Genomic DNA, 20623 nt, shown 5'->3' on the forward strand with positions numbered 1-20623 from the left:
AAAGAAAGAAGTTAATGTTTAATAATATTTTGTTTGTTTTTTAGTAAGGAATATTTTATAATCTTTTATGCGAACATAAGTTCTGTTTTTCGAGATGAAGAAGTTTATGTGAAATGGAGAGGATGTTTTATGTATCCTGAAGTCATTAAAAAGATGGCATTTTCAAAAGAGCATAGAGATTTATTATTGAAGCTGTATAATAAAGAGATTACGCGTCGTGAATATGATCGACTTGTGGCATCGCTATATAGACCTTCTAAAGAGGCTTGTGAGGGATAGAGGCAAGGGAGACAATCTAATAGATTGTCTTTTTTAATTTTACGTATGTTCTGGTAAAATTAAGGCTAGCCTTATTAGGGAGGTGAAAAGATTGCGGAAACGTTTATATATAGGGATTGGAGTTATTCTCTTAATCGCTTTAGGTGGCATTGTATTTTGGTCAGCTATACAAGGAAACCGTACAGAACATTTTATTTTAAGACATATGGTGAATGAAAATGGGACGCTTGCCACATATCGTTTAGCGGATACAAAGGCAGGTACGGGTGAAGCGAAAGGCCGTGAAGCTTTATCGGAATCAGCAGGACTATGGCTACAATATACATTGGATAAAAACGATCAAGCGTTATTCGATGAACAAGTTAAGGTTATTCAAAATAGCTTTGTACATAAGGATCATATTGTTATATGGAAAATCTCTGAAAAGGGAGAAATGCAGTCAGCTACAAATGCACTTATAGATGATCTTCGTATTATAGAACAGTTATATCGTGCTTATGAAATGTACAAGGAAGAGCGTTATAAAAACTTGGCAGATCAATTGAGTGACGCTGTAATTCGTTATAATAAGAAAGATAATTATTACGTTGATTATTATGATGCAGATGCAGGGAAACAAAATAATTTTGCAACGACATCATACTTAAATCCACACGCATTCTCGTATATGAAAAAGTACGGCAAAGTTTCTGCACAGCAATATCAGGAAGTCGTTCAATTTTTAGCGGATTATCCAAGGCATGGTTGGGCATTCCCAAAAGAGTATAAAGAAGATGGTACATTTACGTACGATAAAGAAGTAAATCTTATTGACCAATCATATGTTGCATATCATCGAAGTTTAGGTGGCCTTTCATCAGCTGCTTATTTGGAATTTATCAAGAAGAAGTTCCAGGAGGATGGAAAGCTATACGGTCGTTACAATTTAGAAACGGGAAAACAAACTGTGAATTATGAATCACCAGCCGCATACGGACTAACGATCTTGTACGTACTACAAACAGGTGATACAAAGTTTGCAAAGGAATTATATGATCATATGGCCACATTCCGAAATGACAATATATTTAGTAGATATTACGGTGGATACGTAACAGGTGAAAATAATAATACGCATATTTTTGATAACGTATTGCCGCTTTTAGCGGAAATGGAATTGGAGAAGAGTAAGAAATAGAAGGTGCTATCCTCTGAAGGTGGCACCTTTTATTTTTTACTAAGTCGATATAATTTTACGTTCTAATATTGGAGAAGTAGTCAATTACGAATCTACGGAATTGCTTAGCGGTTTTTGATAAGTAGCGTTTTTTCGACCAACTCAATCCGATAGTCCGCTCGCAATTGGGTTCAATAATACGTAACTTATTTAATGCTAAAGTAGAGTTTTTTAATAAAGTTAAACTTGGGACAAAGGCGATGCCGAGACCTTGCTTAATAAGGTCGCTAATCACGGTCGGTTCATCTACTTCAAAAGCGATATGTGGAGTGAAGCCAGCTTCTTTACAAAATTCATCCGTTAAGTGCCGAAATCCGTAACCAGTGTTCATACTAATAAATGGTTCGTCTTTTACTTCATGCAGATGGATACTTTCGCGTCCTGATAAACGATGACCTGAAGGGACAACTAAGAAAATTTCTTCTGTAATAAGTGGTTCCCACATAATTTCCTCGCCTTCAATTGGCACAGAAGAAATGCAAAAGTCAATTTCTATATTATCTAGTTGTCGCTTCATAGAAGGAGTAGATGCGAGAAATTGTTGGAATCGAACGTTAGGATGTTTTAGTAAAAAAGAACCGAGTAGTTCTGGTAATATTCTGGGAATAGAAACGGCCAGTGTAATAGAGCGTTGTTGTAATTCAGCTAAATCTTTAATTTCTCGTTCGCCTTCACTTAATTCATGAAAAATGCGCTCTACGCGTTTTAAAAATACTTTTCCAAAAGAGTTTAACGTAATCTGTCGACCTTGGCGATCAAATAGTGGGACGCCTAAGTCCTTTTCTAATCTAGCGATTGTTTTGCTAAGCGAGGGTTGTGCGATATGCAGTTCTTCAGCGGCTTTTGTCATATGTTCTAATCGTGCGACTGTCTGAAAGTATTTTAGTTGAAGAAGTTCCATTTTGACTCTCCTTTCTATAGACCAAAAGGAATGAATTGATAATTAAAGATGTATTATACAGTATGAAAATGGGCGTGTATAGTAAATCTGTTAAACCATTCTAATGGTGTTAAATTAGGAGAAGGAGTATGTTTCATGAAGGGAATTCAACTTATATTTAAAGATTGGAAAGCGATGTGGCATCATAAACATGGACGTATCGCTTTAATTTTTTTATTAATCGTTCCTTTAATTTATTCAGGATTCTTTTTAGCTGGATATTGGGATCCATACGGACGATTAGATAAATTACCTGTTGCAATTGTAAATTTAGATAAAGGTGCTGCGATGGATGAAAAAACAATTCATGCAGGAGAAGATTTTGTCAAAAATTTAAAAGAGAATAAGGAACTAGCTTTTCATTTCGTATCAGAAAAAAATGCTGATGAAGGGTTAAAAGAAGATAAGTATTATATGGTCGTTACGATTCCAGAGGATTTCTCTAAAAAGGTAAGTACACTTATGGATGAGAAACCAGAGCCAGCGCAGCTTCAGTACAAAGTAAATCCGGGTAAAAACTTTGTAGCAGCTCAAATTGGAACGACAGCTGTTGAAAATATGAAAACAAAAATTTCAAATAGTATTACGAAGTCTTATACAGAAGGTGTCTTTTCAAAGTTTCAAGATTTGGCACAAGGATTGAGTGATGCAAGTAATGGTGCTGAGAAGCTGCATGAAGGAACGACAGATGCAAAAAATGGGGCGAATCAGCTTGCAGATGGTATTCATCGTTTAAGTGACGGGGTATCAAAAGTGAAAGAGGGAAGTGAAAAGCTTGCTTCTAGCCAATCTGCCTTAAGTGGCAGCGCAAATGAGCTGAGTCAAGGGGCAACCTCACTTCATAGTGGTATGGAGTTATTAGCTCAAGGTGAAAAAACTTTACAATCAGGGGTTAGTGAATTAAGTGCTGGTACAAATGAATGGGTGAACGGAAGTGAGAAACTTGCTGAAGGGCAAGTGAAAGCGGACAATGCAGCAAATAGTGTAAAACAACAATTAGAAGAGTACGTGAAAAGTCATCCAGAAGTGCAGCAAGATCCTGCTTTTCGAAAGATCATTGCTACTTCTAACGAATTAGCTAAAGCAGTAAACACTTTAAATAATAGCCAACAACAATTGACACAAGGTGCGAAGAAGCTTGCTGACGGTCAGAATAAGATTGAAGAAGGTATGAATACATTCGGAGTTAAGTTAAGCGAAGCTACTGCTGGAACGAAAAAGATAGCAGATGGTGCTGCGAATGTAGCTAATGGATTTACGAAGTGGGGAAATGGATTTACAACATTACAAGAAGGTGTAAATCACCTTGCGATTGGCGGAACAGAGCTGAATCATGGTGCTAATAAGTTAGAGGACGGACTTGTTAAACTTGACGATGGTGCGAAGGAACTTTCTACGAAATTAGGAGAGGGCGCAGAGAAGATAGCGGATGTTCGCAATGATGATGCCCGTAATACGATGTTCTCAGAGCCGGTTCAGTTAGTGAAGTCAACAGTTTCTGATGTGCCTAACTACGGTTCAGGCATTGCACCATACTTTTTATCACTGGCATTTTATGTTGGCGGAATTATGGCATCGAATATTTTACCTCTTGGCCGTAGACAAAATATGAAGGTAAGCGGAACAGTACATTTTATTAATAAACTAGGATTGGTATATTTAATTGGACTTATTCAAGCATTACTTGTGGACGTGGCTGTGCTAGGAGTTATGAAATTAGAAGTTGCAAGTGTGCCACTCTTTGTTTTATCAAGTATCGTTATTTCCTTTACGTTCATGACGTTTATTCTTATGTTAGTAACGGTATTTGGTCTTGTTGGAAAGTTCTTAGCGGTAACGCTTCTAGTCTTGCAATTAGCGACGAGCGGGGGGACTTTCCCAGGAGAATTAAATATAGCTGTTCTTAGCAAAATTGGACAGTTTCTCCCAATGTCCCATTCTCTTAGAGGATTACAAGATGTTATCTCTTTAGGAGATTGGTCACAATTACAAATGCAAATTTTAATATTGTTATGCTATCTCGTTGTTGCTGGCGGAATTGCTTGGATTACGAGTCATATACAACATAGGGAAACGAATGCAGAACAAGTTTCTTAAAATGAAAGAAGCTATCCGTTTTTTAGGATAGCTTCTTTTTTATTTACGCTCCATTACCGCAAAGTAATTGTTTTCATTATCAGCAAAGTTGAATGCTCTACCTGTAGGTAAATCTACAACTTGTCCAACTGTAACGTTTTTCTCAGAAAGATCTTTATACAGTTGATCTAAGTTACTAGAGAAGAACATAAGTGAAGGTGTATTTAAGTTTAATTCAGGTTGCATCTTCGCAATTAACGCTTTATCGTGAAGGACGATGCTTGTGCCTCCTTCTTTCGTTGGTGCAATTTCAATCCAGCGAAAGCCTTGTCCGTTATTTTCTTCCGCAATAATTTGGAATCCTACTGTCTCAGTCCAAAATTGTACTGCTTCATCTTGATTATTTACATATAACATAATTTGTCCAATTTGATTAATCATAGGTGTGTCCTACTTTCTTTTCTTGTATGGAATTCTATTATATCAAAGATATGGTTTGAATACTTTTTCGTGATTTTTCCGAAGTACAATCTTAGCCCATTTCATATTTGTCGTAGGGGAAGGCCCTGTAATCCATGTATGAAATGGTAGTGTACTGCAAATGACCATTGCTGAAATCGAGATTGTGGCCGTTATTGTAAATAATAATAAGCTATATAATATTGTGTTTTCTTGCAGTGTGAATAAAGAAAGAAATTTTGTACATAGTTGCAAGAAGAAAAAATGAGCTAAATAAGCACCATACGTGTAACTCCCAATAAATCGTAAAGCTTTATATAAGAAACCTCGTCGTTGTACGATTGTAATAGACAGCACGTAAAGTATAATAATTTCGCATACGATATATAAAAACATAGACGGTTTTAAATAAGTCGAAACGGTTAAATGAATAGAGTTTGCTCCGTAAAAACTAAATAACTCATAATTGATGAATAGAAATAAGACGAAAAATAACATTGTTATAAGAGGGATATGTTTCATGACAAATGTACGCCACGCTTTTAGTGCGACAGCAGCGATTCCTCCCATGACGAAATAGAATGAGTAGAAGAAGAAGGAACGATCTGTATAATGTAAAATGGTTGAGCTAGTCAATTTCTCTCCATTAAAAATGTAGTGGGAAGAATACCACATTAAGAGGAAATATAGACAAGCAAAGATGGTCATATATTTATATATGTCTTTTTTATTTTCTGTTCGTTTTTGAAACCAATAAAATAGTGTGCATAGCAAAGGGAACAATAAGTGAATTTGGAACATCATAATAACGTACCAAAGATGGGGCGCGGCTGTTCCGAGTAATAAACTTTTGATTCCGCTTTGTAGTGTAATCATATCGTTTGTTGTTAATAAGTAAAGAATAGACCAGAAGAAATAAGGAATGAGTAAATGTGCGGCTTTTTCATAAATATATTCTGTGTAGGCCAGTTGCTTCGTATATTGCCGAATTAAGTGAAAGCCGACGATAAATATGAATGCAGGTGCTGAGAATTTTGCAAGGTTAAATAGCATGCCCATAATGAGGGATTGCTCAAGTAAAACATTTCCTTGATTCATTGTATATAATAAGGAACTTTGCAAAACGACAGCAAGGAATGCAATGCTTTGCAAAACTTTAAATTCTGGTGCGCTTTGAGTCATTAGATCCATCTCCTTTTCCATACATGATTATAGTACGGAGAATGGATAATGAGTGTGGAATATTTGTGAAGATTATAACAAATTTGTGGCGGAATGGATTATTCCGATATATCTATTAAAATAAAAAAGAGGATGCTCGTTTGGAGCATCCTCTTTCTATTTATTAAGCAAATTTATTTTTGATCCAGTTCTTACCTTCTACAAGGCGAGCTGTCATTACGGCACAAGCGTTATCTCCTGTTACGTTTAACACTGTTGCAGGAGGGTCAATGATTGTACTAATTGCTGCGATAATTGGCAATGCTTCTGGCGGGAAGCCGTATAGAGAAACGATTAACATTTCACCAATCATACCGCCGCCTGGAATAGCGCCCATTACTGTTCCTACTAATAGAGAAACAACAAGTGCGATTGCTAATGTTTTCGGTCCTTCGAATTCCATGTTGAAAATACCGAATAAGAAAGCAATTTTTAATACGCCACCTAAAACAGATCCGTCTTTATGAAGTGTCGATCCAAGAAGGACAACTGTTTCACGAACGTCAGAAGAGATACCCATTTTCTTCGTTGCTTCCAAGTTCGCTGGAATACTAGCAGCACTACTACAAGTTGCTAGTGATGTAACTGTAGGAGAGACCATGTTCTTCCAAAATGTTTGTACACCTTGTTTGCGACCCGCAAGGTATGCATAGAACGTGAAGAATACAAAGAAGTAAATTAGAGACGCTGGATAGTATACCATTGCTGCTCGGAAGTAAGTTCCAAGAAGTTGTGGTCCGAATTCACCAACTAATGCCGCGAAGTAAGCAGCAAGTCCGATTGGAGCGTAGTACATAATGAAAGATACAACTTTCATTGAAATTTCTGCACCAGCTTGTAAGAATGTAGCGAATGGCTTTCCTTTTTCACCAACTGCTGAAGTTGCAACCCCCATTAAAATAGAGAAGAAAATAAGAGCTAACATATTTTCACGAGATAGTAACTTCGAGAAATCAGATACTGTTATAATACCAACAATTTGATCCGCAACACTAACAGCTTTTTCAGCTTTATCGGGCTGCGTTAGTTCTAATACAACACCTTGTGCTGGCGGGAATACTTTCACGACAATAATCATAAAAATAGCAGCTAAAATACTTGTAAATAAGAAAGTTCCAGCCATACTAGACATAATTTTACCGAAACGTTTTAATCCATCCATATTAGCAATAGATGACGCGATGCTAAAGAACACTAAAGGTACAACAATCGTAAACATTAAGTTTAAGAAAATGTCACCAAGCGGCTTTAGAGCAACTGCATCGGCACCCATGAAATAACCAATGAAACCACCAATTAGGATAGAAGATAATAAAATAAGCGGAAAGCGATATGCCTTCATAAATATATCCTCCTATCAATTAAAAAAATCATACTGAATTATTATAGCGAGTTAGAGCCCTCTTTGCTAGGAAAATACCGATAGATGGAATAGCGTGAAAACCGAGAAATTTTTGTTTTTAAGCTCGGCATACAGCAGGAAATCTAGACATATATATTTGTAACCTAGTGGTGGCAAAGGATGCACCTTAACTTAGGTTTGGAAAAAGGGGGAGGGGAAAAGGGATGAATATTTTACTTTGCTGTGCAGCGGGAATGTCTTCCAGTTTAATTGTTACGAAAATGGAGAAAGCAGCAGAGGCAAGAGGGATAGAGGTAAAGATTTGGGCAGTATCAGGTTCTGAAGTAAATAGTCACATAGATGAAGCTGATGTACTTTTACTTGGACCACAAGTACGTTATTTATTACCGAAAATGAAAGAGTTATGTAAAGGGAAAGGGATACCTGTTGATGTCATTCAGTCCGTCCATTACGGGCTTTGTAATGGGGAAGCAATCCTGCAAGCAGCTTTGTTAATGAAACCATGAGGAGAGTGGGATAGATGATACGGTTTTTAGAGAAATATGTAATGCCAGTAGCAGGGAAGGTTGCAGAACAGAGGCACTTGCTAGCGATTCGTGATGGACTTGTATTGACGATGCCTTTCTTAATTATAGGATCATTTTTCCTCATCATTAGTGCTTTACCAATACCAGGCTATAATGATTTTATGGCAGGTTTGTTTGGGGAGAATTGGCAGAGGGCTTTAGGGTATCCAGTTAGTGCAACTTTTAATATAATGGCTTTAATAGCTGTTTTTGGAATCGCTTACAGACTTGGAGAATATTATAAAGTGGACGCTTTAGCATCCGGGGCATTGTCGCTTGTGACATTTTTACTTGCGACGCCATTTCAAGTTGCATATATTATACCAAGTACAAAAGAGAGTGTACTTGTAGAAGGTGCTATCCCAGCTGCATTAATGGGAAGCCAAGGGTTATTTGTAGCAATGATTATTGCACTTATATCTACTGAACTTTATCGGTTTATTGTACAAAAAAAGATAATTATAAAGATGCCAGAGACAGTTCCGCCAGCTGTGACACGTTCATTTGCCGCGCTTGTTCCAGGATTTATTGTTGTAACGGTTATTTGGATTTTACGCTTAATTATAGAAAATACTTCTTTTGGCAGTATCCATAATATTGTGGGGCAAATTTTACAGGAACCACTTAGTGTACTTGGTGCTAGTCTTTGGGGCGCAATAATAGCTGTTATTCTCGTTCATGTTCTTTGGTCATGTGGAATTCATGGAGCTACTATTGTTGGTGGTGTAATGAGTCCGGTTTGGTTGTCGTTAATGGATCAAAACCGAGTTGCTTACCAAGCAGGGCAAGATATACCAAATACGATTACTGCCCAGTTTTTTGATTTATGGATTTATATGGGCGGATCTGGTGCGACACTTGCTTTAGTTATTGGAATGTTATTGTTTGCACGAAGTCAGCAATTAAAAAGTTTAGGTAGATTGTCAATTGCACCTGGTATATTTAATATTAATGAGATGGTAACTTTTGGTATGCCGATTGTCATGAACCCAATTTTATTAATTCCATTTATATTAGTTCCGGTTGTGTTAACGATTGTTTCTTACTTTGCGATGGAATGGGGGTTAGTTGCCCGTCCGAGCGGAGCTGCTGTACCTTGGACGACACCTATTCTTTTTAGTGGATATTTAGGATCAGGCGGGAAAATTTCAGGTGTTGTGTTACAACTTGTTAATTTTGCGCTTGCATTCTTCATTTATTTACCGTTCTTAAAAATATGGGATAAACAAAAGTTGGCGGAAGAAAAGGGGGAGTAAAGAACTAAAATGGATACGATAGAAACGAAGGCTTTTCATTTAATTTTGCATGGGGGAAATGCGAGAAGTTGTTCAATGGAAGCAATTGATTGCGCAAAGCGTGGAGAATTTATAGAAGCAGAAGCTAAATTACAAGAAGCGTTAGAGGAATTGAAAGAGGCGCACCGTGTACAAACGGAGCTCATACAGAAAGAAGCTGGTGGTGAAAAGACTGAAGTTACCCTTCTGATGGTGCACGCGCAAGATCATTTAATGAATGCAATAACGGTGAAGGAATTAGCGAGTGAATTTGTAGAATTATATAGGAAGATGTCGATGTCTGAATGAACCTTGCGTATGCAAGGTTTTTTTATGTATGTTTCTGTACCATCAGTGGAATGTTCGATCCACTGATGGTATTTACAATCCTCCTTTTTACAAATGAGTAAGGTTGATATTTAATCGGTAGTCACAATCTCCCCTATACCACGAATTAGTTTTTTTATATTCATCTCATTTGGTTTTAATATACTCACGATATAATCGATCGCTATTTGCGGTTCAACGGTCGTACCGCACGTGTAACAGTCAATGGCTGCAAAGTTTTTTTCTGGATAAGTGTGAATAGAAAGGTGGCTTTCAGATAGTAAAACTAAAACAGTAACGCCATGCGGATCGAATTCTTTGGCACTTACGTTTAAAACATGGGCACCAGAGCGATTAGCAGCGGTAACTAAATGATATTCTAAAAAGTGAACATCATCTAATAGAGAAAAGTCCACTCCCCATAAATCTACTATTATATGCTTACCGAAAGTAGAGTATTCCATAAGGTAGCACTCCTCACTATAATATCGTTAAAATTCCATTTCCTTTTTGTAACATTGATGTAGGATAAGGTTCGATTCTGAATTTAAAAGAGCGAGATTACGTTGTTCTAAATGTTCTTCTTTAAATTGAAATAAAGGAGAAAGAAGAGAAGGTAATGTTCGAGGAGTTGGCACAACATATAATTGCTCAATTTGATCGAGTACATAGGCAGAGTTAGCAGCAATATGAAATCCCCAGTCAGTTCCGAAAGAAGGAACGATTGTATGATAACTTTTCACAGTTAATCCAGCGTGTTCAATTGTGTTACCGATGCTCCAATATACAAGTGGTGCATCAGCAGGTGAATTAGATTGGCAGACGAACGCGCCATCTTCTGTTAAAAATGTAGCTATCCGAGCAAAAAGTTCGCTTGTATATAAAGTACTTAACAACTCTGTTGCTGGGTCTGGAAAATCAATGATGATTACATCGTATAAAGAGGAAGGGGAATTCAGAAATTCTTTTGCATCACATACGTGTGTGTTCACACGATTATCAAAAAATGCGCTTTTGTTTAAAGAAACTAATTCAGGAACGTTACGAGCCATATCAATCATCGATCCATCTAAATCAACAAGGTCTACATGTAGCACAGTTTCATATTTCAAAACTTCTCGTAAAGCAAGACCATCGCCACCACCTAATATAAGAACACGTTTTGGATCAGTTACTTTTGACATAATTGGATGAACAAGTGCTTCATGATAAATTTGCTCATCGACGGAACTAAATTGTAGTTGCTTGTCCAAATATAAACGAACATCGCTTACTTGTAACAAATTAATATTTTGGTAATTACTTTGTTCTGTAAATAAACTTGTATGTTCACCAGCTTGTATTTCTTTGAGAGAAATTTCATCCCATATATCTAAGCTGTGTGAATTTGTGGGTACTATGATTACATTTTCCGATTGTTCTTGTTTGTCCTGTTTATCCTGTTTATCTTGCTTGTCCTGTTTATCCTGCTTGTCTTGTTTATTTTCCATTCCCTGTTGTTCTAGTTCAAATTTATCAGAGTCTAATTCAGAGCGCTTGTCTTTTTTATAGCTTGTTATTCTATAAATCTTTATTTTGTTCTGTTTTCTATGTTTTGGCATAGGAATCCCCTTTCGAATTGTGTTATTTTATTCTATTCTATGTAATTTAGTAGAGTTGGCTTGGACAATAGATAGAAGAGTGTATTGAAGAGAGGTTTATTTTTACTAGATTTTCACGCGCAAAAAATTTTTTTAGTGTATTTTTTGTTTTAAATACAACTAGACAACTAAACACTAATCTATTTTCATACAGTTATGTGTTAAAAGCGTGTTGTTTTATAACACACTGTGTGTTTTTTAGGTGACACACTAATTGAAAGCGTTAACACACAAAGAAAACAGTCGAAAAAGTGCTGATTTTAGTGGTTTTAAAAAGTTGGCACGCTAATTGCATTAATAAATAGCGTAAAGAAAAATAAATAAACATAAATTTTTTATACTACACAAGGGGGATTTTCAAATGAATATTTTATTATGTTGCTCAGCAGGGATGTCTACAAGTTTACTAGTTACAAAAATGGAAGCGGCTGCAAAAGCTCGCGGTCTAGAAGGAAAGATTTGGGCTGTATCTGGGGATGCAGTAAAAACAAATATCGATCAAGCAGATGTATTATTACTAGGACCACAAGTTCGTTACATGCTTTCTTCAATGAAAACGCTTGCTGATGAGAGAAACGTTGGAATCGACGTTATCAATCCAATGCACTACGGCATGATGAATGGAGAAGCAGTTTTAGATCACGCGTTAACACTTAAAAAATAATTAGGGGGGAAGCGAAATGCAAAAGTTTATTGCATTCATGGAGAAATATATTGTTCCTGTCGCTGGTAAAATCGGATCGCAACGTCACTTAGCTGCGATCCGTGACGGATTTATTGCAGTTATGCCACTTATCTTAGTTGGTGCATTGGCATCACTAATTAATGGTTTTCCGTCTGAAGCTTTCCAAGAGTTCATGAAAGGTTTGTTTGGTGAAACGTGGAAACAAGTTGGCGGTGGAATGTGGACTGGTTCTTTCGCAATTCTAGCACTAATCATAGCATTTACAACAAGTTATAACTTAGCAAAATCTTACGGCGTTGATGGTTTGTCAGCAGGTATTATTTCATTTGGTGCGTTAATTATTCTTACGCCAACAACACCGAAAGAAGGCGGATTGAACTTAGCTTGGACAGGTGCACAAGGGTTATTCGTAGCAATTATCGTGGCACTCCTTGTTACTGAAGTATTCCGTTTCTTTGTACAAAGAAACATTACTTTAAAAATGCCTGATGGAGTACCACCAGCAGTTTTAAGATCTTTCGCAGCTATAGTTCCAGCATTTGTTATCTTAACAGTAGTTGCAGGTATTCAATTAGCGGTGAAATTAGCTGGTACAAGTGTTCATGAATTTATCTTTAATACGATTCAATCACCACTGCAGAGTTTAGCAGGGACATTACCAAGTGCAATTGTCATTGTACTCCTTGTTCATCTTCTTTGGTTCTTCGGTTTACATGGGCCAAATATCGTTGGTGGTATTATTGAGCCATTATACTTACCGGCATTAGAGAAAAATATGAAGTTATTCCAAGGTGGTACATCTGCATTTGATGTTCCAAACATTGTTACAAAACCATTCTTTGATACTTTTGTATATCTTGGTGGTTCTGGTGCAACATTAGCGTTCTTAGTGGTCGTATTACTTGTAGCAAAAAGTGCACAATTACGCGGTGTCTCTCGCTTATCAATTGGACCAGGTGCATTCAATATTAACGAACCAGTAATCTTTGGTACACCAATTATTTTAAATCCAATTTTATTCTTACCGTTTATCATAACACCAATTGTATTAGTAATTACTTCTTATACAGCTATATCTATTGGTTGGGTACCAAAAACAGTTGTGATGATTCCATGGGCAACACCACCAATTATTAGTGGTTATCTTGTAACAGGTGGACATCTTTCAGGTGCACTTCTACAGTTATTCAACTTTGTAATTGCGATGGCAATCTACTATCCATTCGTAGTATTATGCGACCGTTCTGTTGTTCGTACTGAAAAAGCAGCAGCACAAGGAAATAACAACTCTGTACCTATGTAACATAGTAATTGTTCTCACAGATAACATTATCTGTGAGAACAATTACCTTTATATCATGTTCAGAAAGATGAGACCCATCTACAAGAACACCAAACTATCATTAATAAAATAATAATTTAATAGAAATGTTCAAACTGAAGGGGTATTCAAATCGGTTGAACCAAAATAGAGAGGGCGGTAATTATGATGACTACAGCAGAACAAATTCCATTCCAATTAATTTTAAATAGTGGTAATGCACGAAGCTTTGCGATGGAGGCACTTCAATTTGCCAAACAGGGGAAAATGGCAGAGGCTGATGAAGCGATGGTAAAGGCGAAAGAAGCGATTAATGAAGCGCATCATTTCCAAACAGAGCTCATACAATCAGAAGCAAGAGGAGAAAAAACAGAGATTAGTGTTCTTTTAATTCATGCACAGGATCATTTAATGAATGCGATTACAGTAAAAGAATTAGCAGCAGAATTTATTGATCTTTATAAAAAGTTAGAAGCGAAAGGGGAATAAAGCATGACTGGAATTAAAATTGCTACAATCGGCGGTGGATCTAGTTATACACCAGAATTAATTGAAGGATTTATTAAACGTTATGATGAGCTTCCTGTTCGTGAAATTTGGTTAGTAGATATTGAGGCAGGAAAAGAAAAATTAGAAATCGTTGGTAACTTAGCGAAGCGTATGGTGAAAAAATCTGGTTTACCAATCGAGGTACATTTAACACTTGATCGCCGTGAAGCATTAAAAGATGCTGACTTCGTAACAACGCAGCTTCGCGTAGGTTTATTAGAAGCTCGTGCAAAAGATGAAGCAATCCCGTTAAAATATGATGTAATCGGTCAGGAAACGAATGGTCCTGGTGGTTTATTCAAAGCACTGAGAACGATTCCTGTTATTTTAGATATTTGTAAGGATATGGAGGAGCTTTGTCCGAATGCATGGTTAATTAACTTCGCGAACCCAGCAGGTATGGTAACAGAAGCTGTGCTTCGTTATACAAATATTCAAAGAGTGGTCGGTCTATGTAACGTTCCAATCGGAATCCGTATGGGTCTTGCAAGATTACTTGAAGTAGATGCAAGTCGTGTCCACGTTGATTTCGCAGGTTTAAATCATATGGTATACGGACTAGACGTATATTTAGATGGTGTAAGTGTAATGGATCGTGTGTTAGAGCTTGTAACAGATCCAGAAAAGCAAATTACGATGGAAAATATTGCAGCACTTAACTGGGAGCCAGACTTTATTCGCGGTCTTCGTGCAATTCCATGTCCATACCATCGTTATTACTACAAAACACGTGAAATGTTAGAAGAAGAGAAAGAAGCTTCGGTTGAAAAAGGTACACGTGCAGAAGTAGTAAAACAATTAGAAGATGATTTATTCGAGTTATATAAAGACCCGAACTTAGATATTAAACCACCACAATTAGAAAAACGTGGCGGCGCTTATTATAGTGACGCAGCATGTAGCTTAATTACGTCTATTTACAATAATAAAGGTGATATCCAGCCTGTTAATACACGAAACAACGGAACAATTGCAAGCTTACCGCATGATTCTGCTGTTGAAGTGAACTGTATTATTACGAAAGAAGGTCCAAAACCAATTGCGGTCGGAGATCTTCCCGTACCAGTTCGCGGTTTAGTACAACAAATTAAATCATTTGAGCGCACAACAATTGAAGCTGCTGTTACAGGAGATTATCATAAAGCGCTGCTTGCTATGACAATTAATCCACTTGTACCATCAGATAAAGTTGCAAAACAAATTTTAGATGAAATGTTGGAAGCACATAAAGAATATCTTCCACAGTTCTTCAAAAAGGTAGAGAAATAAAGCGGCGCTATTTAGCCCGCTTTTTTTATTCTATTAGGAGGTATTACGATGATTAAGTTAATTGTAAACGCAGATGATTTTGGTCTTACAGAAGGTACAAATTACGGCATTATTGATGGACATATAAATGGACTTGTAAATTCAACGACGATGATGATGAATATGCCAGGAACAGAGCATGCGGTACGCTTAGCAAAAGAATATAACCTACTCGGAGTAGGCGTACATCTCGTATTAACGGCAGGGGAACCTCTTCTTGGAGACGTACCATCACTTGTAAATAGCGATGGATTGTTTCATAAACAAAGCGTCGTATGGGAAGGGAAGCTAAATGCAGAAGAAGTTGAGAGAGAATGGACTGCTCAAATTGAGAAATTTCTATCTTACGGATTAAAACCAACTCATTTAGATAGTCATCATCACGTGCATGGATTACCGATCTTGCACGATGTTCTTGAGAGATTAGCGGCTACATATAATGTTCCAATTCGTCGTTGTGAGGAAGAGCGAGCAGTACGCCCGTTTTCTGACGTGTTTTACAGTGACTTTTACGCGGATGGTGTGACGGAAGATTACTTTGTGAAGTTAAAAGAAAGAGTACAAGGTGAACAAACGGTAGAAATTATGGTTCATCCAGCGTATATTGATCCAGAGCTTGTGAAGCGTTCTTCTTACGTAATGGATCGTGTGAAAGAATTGCGTATTTTAACAGAGAGCGAGTTGCCTGAAGGAATAGAACTTGTGAAGTTTTAATAGAAAAACGACGGCTACATAATGCCGTCGTTTTTTTATTTACAAAATCGATAGGATATATCCGCCAAAGGCTCCGAGTATAACGATAACCCAAGGTGGTGTTTTCCAAAAATCGAGCAAGCAAAATAGAAGAGATGCAAAAACAAAATCTACAGCGTTCATAATTGTGCTCGTCCAAATAGGATCATAAAAAGCTGCTAATAAAATACCGACAACAGCTGCATTGATTCCAAGTAGTGCGCCTTGTATGTAAGATATTTTTCTCACACTGTCCCAAAATGGTAAAACACCAATAACGAGCAAGAAAGCAGGAAGAAAGATTGCAATTGTTGCGAGTATTGCCCCAAGCGTCCCGTTTAACACAGCTCCTATATAAGAAGCGAATGTAAATAGTGGACCTGGTACGGCTTGTGTTAATCCGTATCCAGCTAGGAACTGTTCTTTCGTCATCATTCCGTTTTGTACGAACTCACCTTCAAGAAGGGGTAGCACGACGTGTCCGCCTCCAAATACAAGTGCGCCAGAGCGATAGAAACTATCAAATAAAGCGATGTAATATGAGAACGGTCTTAATATTGGTAGCAACAGTAATAGTCCGAAGAATAAGATGAGACAAGAAACTGCTATCGTTTTTGAAATAGGTACTTTTATATTTTGAGATTGACTAATTGGTTGGTTGCGATATAAAAACCAGCCGATAAAGCCAGATACTATAATGAGAATGACTTGTGTCCAGCTACTTGGCCATAATAAGGCGATTGCGGCAGTTACAATAGCAATCGTCGCACGATTTCGGTCTGGCGTTAATTTTTGCGCCATTCCCCATATGGCATGAGCAACAATTGCGACTGCTACAAGTTTTAGTCCATGAATCCAGCCAGCACTTCCAAGGTCGAATTGATTAAGGAATGAGGCGAAGAAAACTAAAACAAGCACAGATGGTAAAGTGAATCCAATCCATGAAATAATAGCTCCTAATAATCCACCTCTTAATAATCCAACCCCCATACCGACTTGACTGCTAGCAGGACCAGGAAGGAATTGGCATAGTGCTACTAAATCTCCATAGCTTCGTTCATCCATCCATTTTCTTTTTTGTATGTATTCGTGGTGGAAATAGCCAAGATGGGCGACAGGACCACCAAATGAAGTAAGTCCTAATTTAAATGAGACGAGAAAAATCTCTAATAATGTGTGAAAAGTATATTTGTTATTTTTCAAAACTACCTCCTATAATGCTTTCCTACGTGCATTATACAAGAGATAGTAAAGAAAAAGGAACGATTCTAATGTAAAGATTATGTGAATCTTTTCTTCGTAATTAAAACTTGAAAAAGTCATAAATGATTATGTATAAACCATAAAGTAGTAGAAGTAGTGCTGGGAAATTTATATAAGGAGAATGCCTGTATGACAACACATTTCTTTGCGAGGTTAACAGGGAAGAGGGAACTACCTCCTGTAAATACAGAAGCTTATGGTGTAACAGAGTTTATATTTAGTGATGATTTAAAGAAATTACAATATCGGATCATATTGAAAAACATCGAAAAAGTTACATCATGCCAAATTCATTTAGGAAAAGCGGATCAAATAGGTCCAGTGGTTTTAAATTTGTTTGGTCCAATAAAGCAAGGTATTAGTGTAAATGAAGGAGTCGTGACCGGTGTAGTCAATGTGGAGGATTTTGAAGGCCCTTTACAGGGGAGAGCGTTTGATAGCTTACTTCAAGAAATCATTCAGGCGAATGTATATGTAAATGTTTATACGAAGTCTAATAAGAAGGGCGAAATCAGGGGGAGAATCAGAAAAGTAAAGAAGTAGAAAAAAGGCTGTCCATATTTTGGAACAGCCTTTTTTCCTATAAGGTACAAATTTTAGTGGTTATTGTTGGTAAATCGATATATTTAAAAAACTGCTTCGATTAATTTTTTACAGGCTGATTTTTAATGAAGAAGTCCATGATATAAAACACTTCATCATCAGGTATTTGTATTTCAAATGTATTTTCAATTGGTTGTAATGCTTTTTTCACTTTCATATACATCCAGTACTCATCTTGTCTTCGTTTCTCTTTATCTGGATGAGGGAGGAGGCTTTCTCCTTTTTGAAGACGGTCTACCATACAGCTCATATGCAGAATCACACCCATTAAGCTGTCAGGAGTTAGCTGTAAGGAAATTAATTCTTGAATTGTATTTAATGCGTAACGAATTGTTTTAATAAGTAATGCTCCGTCGTTCCGCTGCATTTGTTGTTCCAGAATATCAGCCATTTTTGCATATGTTTCTTCATACGTAATTAATTCTTGAATTGGCTGAATCGCTGTGTAGTTTACAATGTCTTGGAAATGGTATGTTAAGCATGGCACCTGCACATCGAAATTTGTGACGATACAAATGATATTCCGCTCTTTTTTTATGTTCTCAATCATTTTCGTTAAATCTTTTTCATGGACGATACTAATCGGAATAATTTCAATTAAGTCTTTGTCAAATCGCAAATAGTTCTCTAACATTTTTTGAATAGCTAAAGCACTGCCTTCCCCAGTTAAACAAGCTGTTAAAATAACAGATTTCATTGGTGATAGTGGCTTTTTCTTTTCTTCTTGTACGTTTAAGTAAAACGGTGTTAAGTTCTTCACTGTCTCATACAATGCATCTAACGAGTAGCCAAGTTGAGCTTTTCGAGCTGCTTCTAGTGCATGTGGAGTGCTTGTCATGGAAAGAACACGTACCGGAATTTTGAACTCAGTTTCTAATATATCACCAATATAAGCGAGTGAGCCCATATCGACGAGTAAGAGAAGTCCATTTACATTTTGGAGTGTTTTCATATACACTTTCACACGCTCTAAGAAATCTTTCGGCGATTCATGTAACGGCATATCGATACCGGTTACTTCCTCAATGCCGAGCAGTTCGTTTGCGACGTTTGCCATTTCTGTTGCGATGCCGTTGCCGTGCGCTAATATTAATACTTTTACTTCTGTTTGTGGGGCAGGAATTGGATCAACAACGAAGAACATTGTTAAAAAGCCTGCTTCATCAATAGGCATTGTTATTTGTAATTCGTCCTCCAGTAGTTGAATGCATTGCATAGCTACGGAAAAAGCGTCTTTATATTTCGTACGAATTTGATTTAATTGTGGGTGATGAATTTGTTTCCCAGCTTGCAAACGTTGTAGAGTTGTCTGTACATGTAAGCTTAAAGCGAGAAATACTTTTTCATCAAACGTCTTAGATAAATGCTTTTCAGCAAGTTCCGCAATTCTTTCACATACGGAAACGATATTACGATCCACAATTTTAAAAACATTTTCATGACTTGTTTTTTTAGAAATTTGGTTAAAATATTGTACGAAAAAGCTTTGAATATCATTTTCTATTAGTAATTCTAATTCGTCTTCTTCAATACCGCGAGCTTGAAGTTCTTCGTATTTATAATCAATATAATCGTAAATAGAAGAACGTTTTTCATTCTCTATTTTATGATTACTCCAACCTTCATCACCTGTAAATATAAATGTTTCATTTGGTATTTGGTATAGATGACGGCTCTTTCTTTCAATGAATAGCCCTTCTTTCATATACCAAGGTAAATCTGTACTTGAAACATAGACAGAATCACGTTTCTTTGTCACAAGGTCAGAATAGGCTTTCGCACAGGCAATTTGTACATCCGTTTTTAATTGCCCGATGTTATTGGGGCAATTGTAAAAGACGAAAGCGCGCATTGCATTCGGACTAACGTGAATTTCTTTTCGCAGACGGATTGCTTCATTTGTGAAAAATAGTTGCAGTAAAGCAAATCGTTCTTTATGTGTACGCTCACGAAGTGGTGGCAGCGTAACAGTCATTGGTATACGTCTTGTAAATGTTTTTAATAAAAATGAATTTGGTTCTTCTGTTGTTGCAGTAATGATTAATACTTGTGCTTTACGCTCGTTTTCTGTTTCTCCAAGGCGGCGGTATACCCCGCGGTCAATAAAGGTGAAAAGCATTTCTTGTCCCTCTGGAGGAAGGCGATGTACTTCATCTAAGAAAAGGATCCCTTCATGTGCTTTTTCAATTAACCCTTTTTGATCACTTGCCCCTGTATAAGCTCCTTTTTTAATCCCAAATAACTGCCCCAGTAGTAGCTGTGGATTATTTGCGTAATCGGCACAGTTAAAGACGATAAATGGTGCATTTTTAGGAAGCTGTTCAACTTCAATTGCATATTCGTGCATTAAAGAAGCGAACATAGATTTTCCGACCCCTGTTTCTCCTAGCAGTAAAGTATGCATACCGTTTGGAGGATAGAGAATAGAAGCTTTCGCTTTTTCGATTGCGATTTTAAGGCTTGTATTTTCAATCGCAAATGTATCTAATGAAGTCATTTCCTTTGAATGCGTTTCCAACGAAGCGTTCGTTTCTATATAAAAACGAACAGGACGCGTATTTGTTTTTAATAAACGTTTATCTTTTACAAGTTTGTTTAAGTCGCTACTTACATTGGCACGATCTAGTTGCAACAGGGTAGCTAGTTCTGATGCGGTTACACCTTCTATATAATTGCCTTCTTGTATTGCGTTAAAAATGAGATCTATTCGTTTCATTTCTATTCACCTCGAAACTTCATCACTATTTAAAATTTTACACAAAAATGGGAAGGGTGGGAAGAGAAAAATAAAACAGCTTTAG

Annotated in this window: 20 protein-coding genes; 12 read left to right on the forward strand and 8 right to left on the reverse strand. The window is 36.9% G+C overall.

Annotated elements, in window-relative coordinates:
• Window positions 1-129: 129 nt before the first annotated feature.
• Complete coding sequence (locus ACSG5Z_RS21680) at window positions 130-279, forward strand: hypothetical protein (protein ID WP_000283173.1); 150 nt, start codon at window positions 130-132, stop codon at window positions 277-279.
• Window positions 280-370: 91 nt separating this feature from the next.
• Window positions 371-1456: a transcriptional regulator gene (locus tag ACSG5Z_RS21685; RefSeq protein WP_137013114.1), complete on the forward strand. Its 1086-nt coding sequence runs from the start codon at window positions 371-373 to the stop codon at window positions 1454-1456.
• A gap of 55 nt (window positions 1457-1511) precedes the next feature.
• On the opposite strand, the gene ACSG5Z_RS21690 is transcribed toward ACSG5Z_RS21685, so the two are convergent.
• Entirely contained in the window at window positions 1512-2396 is an 885-nt protein-coding gene (locus tag ACSG5Z_RS21690) for a LysR family transcriptional regulator (RefSeq protein WP_435712078.1), read from the reverse strand.
• 135 nt (window positions 2397-2531) lie between these two features.
• On the opposite strand from ACSG5Z_RS21690, the gene ACSG5Z_RS21695 reads away from it, so the two are divergent.
• The gene (locus tag ACSG5Z_RS21695; protein WP_435712079.1) at window positions 2532-4532 is read left to right on the forward strand and encodes a YhgE/Pip family protein; all 2001 of its coding nucleotides are present in this window, start codon (window positions 2532-2534) and stop codon (window positions 4530-4532) included.
• A gap of 39 nt (window positions 4533-4571) precedes the next feature.
• On the opposite strand, the gene ACSG5Z_RS21700 is transcribed toward ACSG5Z_RS21695, so the two are convergent.
• The 3 genes from ACSG5Z_RS21700 to ACSG5Z_RS21710 form a co-directional block, all read right to left on the reverse strand.
• Window positions 4572-4952, reverse strand: a complete 381-nt coding sequence (locus ACSG5Z_RS21700; RefSeq protein WP_088608291.1) for a VOC family protein — start codon at window positions 4950-4952, stop codon at window positions 4572-4574.
• Window positions 4953-4994: 42 nt separating this feature from the next.
• The gene (locus ACSG5Z_RS21705) at window positions 4995-6152 is read right to left on the reverse strand and encodes an acyltransferase (RefSeq protein ID WP_087983964.1); all 1158 of its coding nucleotides are present in this window, start codon (window positions 6150-6152) and stop codon (window positions 4995-4997) included.
• A 163-nt stretch (window positions 6153-6315) separates the two neighbouring features.
• Window positions 6316-7533 (reverse strand): dicarboxylate/amino acid:cation symporter, encoded by a 1218-nt coding sequence (locus ACSG5Z_RS21710; protein ID WP_098146343.1) that lies wholly within the window; start codon window positions 7531-7533, stop codon window positions 6316-6318.
• Window positions 7534-7757: 224 nt separating this feature from the next.
• Here ACSG5Z_RS21710 and ACSG5Z_RS21715 point away from each other — a divergent pair, with 224 nt between their 5' ends.
• The 3 genes from ACSG5Z_RS21715 to ACSG5Z_RS21725 are packed head-to-tail and all read left to right on the forward strand — an operon-like array spanning window position 7758 to window position 9703.
• Window positions 7758-8060, forward strand: a complete 303-nt coding sequence (locus tag ACSG5Z_RS21715) for a PTS sugar transporter subunit IIB (RefSeq protein ID WP_001023540.1) — start codon at window positions 7758-7760, stop codon at window positions 8058-8060.
• Window positions 8061-8074: 14 nt separating this feature from the next.
• Complete coding sequence (gene celB / locus ACSG5Z_RS21720; protein WP_000617771.1) at window positions 8075-9376, forward strand: PTS cellobiose transporter subunit IIC; 1302 nt, start codon at window positions 8075-8077, stop codon at window positions 9374-9376.
• Window positions 9377-9385: 9 nt separating this feature from the next.
• Entirely contained in the window at window positions 9386-9703 is a 318-nt protein-coding gene (locus ACSG5Z_RS21725) for a PTS lactose/cellobiose transporter subunit IIA (protein ID WP_048542550.1), read from the forward strand.
• Window positions 9704-9813: 110 nt separating this feature from the next.
• Here the strand turns inward: ACSG5Z_RS21725 and speD are convergent, their stop codons facing one another.
• Both speD and ACSG5Z_RS21735 read right to left on the reverse strand, forming a co-directional pair.
• A complete protein-coding gene (gene speD / locus ACSG5Z_RS21730; RefSeq protein WP_098146340.1) occupies window positions 9814-10185 on the reverse strand; it encodes an adenosylmethionine decarboxylase in 372 nt (123 codons plus the stop codon).
• A gap of 27 nt (window positions 10186-10212) precedes the next feature.
• A complete protein-coding gene (locus ACSG5Z_RS21735; protein WP_435712080.1) occupies window positions 10213-11322 on the reverse strand; it encodes a polyamine aminopropyltransferase in 1110 nt (369 codons plus the stop codon).
• Window positions 11323-11722: 400 nt separating this feature from the next.
• Between ACSG5Z_RS21735 and ACSG5Z_RS21740 the strand changes: the two genes are divergently transcribed.
• The 5 genes from ACSG5Z_RS21740 to chbG all read left to right on the forward strand — a co-directional run bounded on the left by ACSG5Z_RS21740 (window position 11723) and on the right by chbG (window position 15938).
• Window positions 11723-12025: a PTS sugar transporter subunit IIB gene (locus ACSG5Z_RS21740; protein ID WP_001023569.1), complete on the forward strand. Its 303-nt coding sequence runs from the start codon at window positions 11723-11725 to the stop codon at window positions 12023-12025.
• A gap of 16 nt (window positions 12026-12041) precedes the next feature.
• On the forward strand, window positions 12042-13349 hold the full coding sequence (celB, locus tag ACSG5Z_RS21745) for a PTS cellobiose transporter subunit IIC (RefSeq protein WP_048542544.1): 1308 nt from the start codon (window positions 12042-12044) through the stop codon (window positions 13347-13349).
• A 183-nt stretch (window positions 13350-13532) separates the two neighbouring features.
• Window positions 13533-13856, forward strand: a complete 324-nt coding sequence (locus tag ACSG5Z_RS21750) for a PTS lactose/cellobiose transporter subunit IIA (protein WP_000989050.1) — start codon at window positions 13533-13535, stop codon at window positions 13854-13856.
• A gap of 3 nt (window positions 13857-13859) precedes the next feature.
• Window positions 13860-15185 (forward strand): 6-phospho-beta-glucosidase, encoded by a 1326-nt coding sequence (gene celF / locus ACSG5Z_RS21755; protein ID WP_000145757.1) that lies wholly within the window; start codon window positions 13860-13862, stop codon window positions 15183-15185.
• Window positions 15186-15233: 48 nt separating this feature from the next.
• Window positions 15234-15938 (forward strand): chitin disaccharide deacetylase, encoded by a 705-nt coding sequence (gene chbG, locus ACSG5Z_RS21760; protein ID WP_087983957.1) that lies wholly within the window; start codon window positions 15234-15236, stop codon window positions 15936-15938.
• Window positions 15939-15977: 39 nt separating this feature from the next.
• On the opposite strand, the gene ACSG5Z_RS21765 is transcribed toward chbG, so the two are convergent.
• A complete protein-coding gene (locus ACSG5Z_RS21765; RefSeq protein ID WP_435712085.1) occupies window positions 15978-17159 on the reverse strand; it encodes a chromate transporter in 1182 nt (393 codons plus the stop codon).
• Window positions 17160-17348: 189 nt separating this feature from the next.
• On the opposite strand from ACSG5Z_RS21765, the gene exsM reads away from it, so the two are divergent.
• Window positions 17349-17762: an exosporium regulatory protein ExsM gene (gene exsM, locus ACSG5Z_RS21770; RefSeq protein WP_048542536.1), complete on the forward strand. Its 414-nt coding sequence runs from the start codon at window positions 17349-17351 to the stop codon at window positions 17760-17762.
• A gap of 100 nt (window positions 17763-17862) precedes the next feature.
• Here exsM and ACSG5Z_RS21775 read toward each other — a convergent pair whose 3' ends face one another.
• The gene (locus ACSG5Z_RS21775; protein WP_435712087.1) at window positions 17863-20538 is read right to left on the reverse strand and encodes a sigma-54-dependent transcriptional regulator; all 2676 of its coding nucleotides are present in this window, start codon (window positions 20536-20538) and stop codon (window positions 17863-17865) included.
• Window positions 20539-20623: the final 85 nt, after the last annotated feature.

The organism is Bacillus pretiosus (assembly GCF_051294775.1).
GTDB classification, from domain to species: Bacteria; Bacillota; Bacilli; order Bacillales; family Bacillaceae_G; genus Bacillus_A; species Bacillus_A wiedmannii.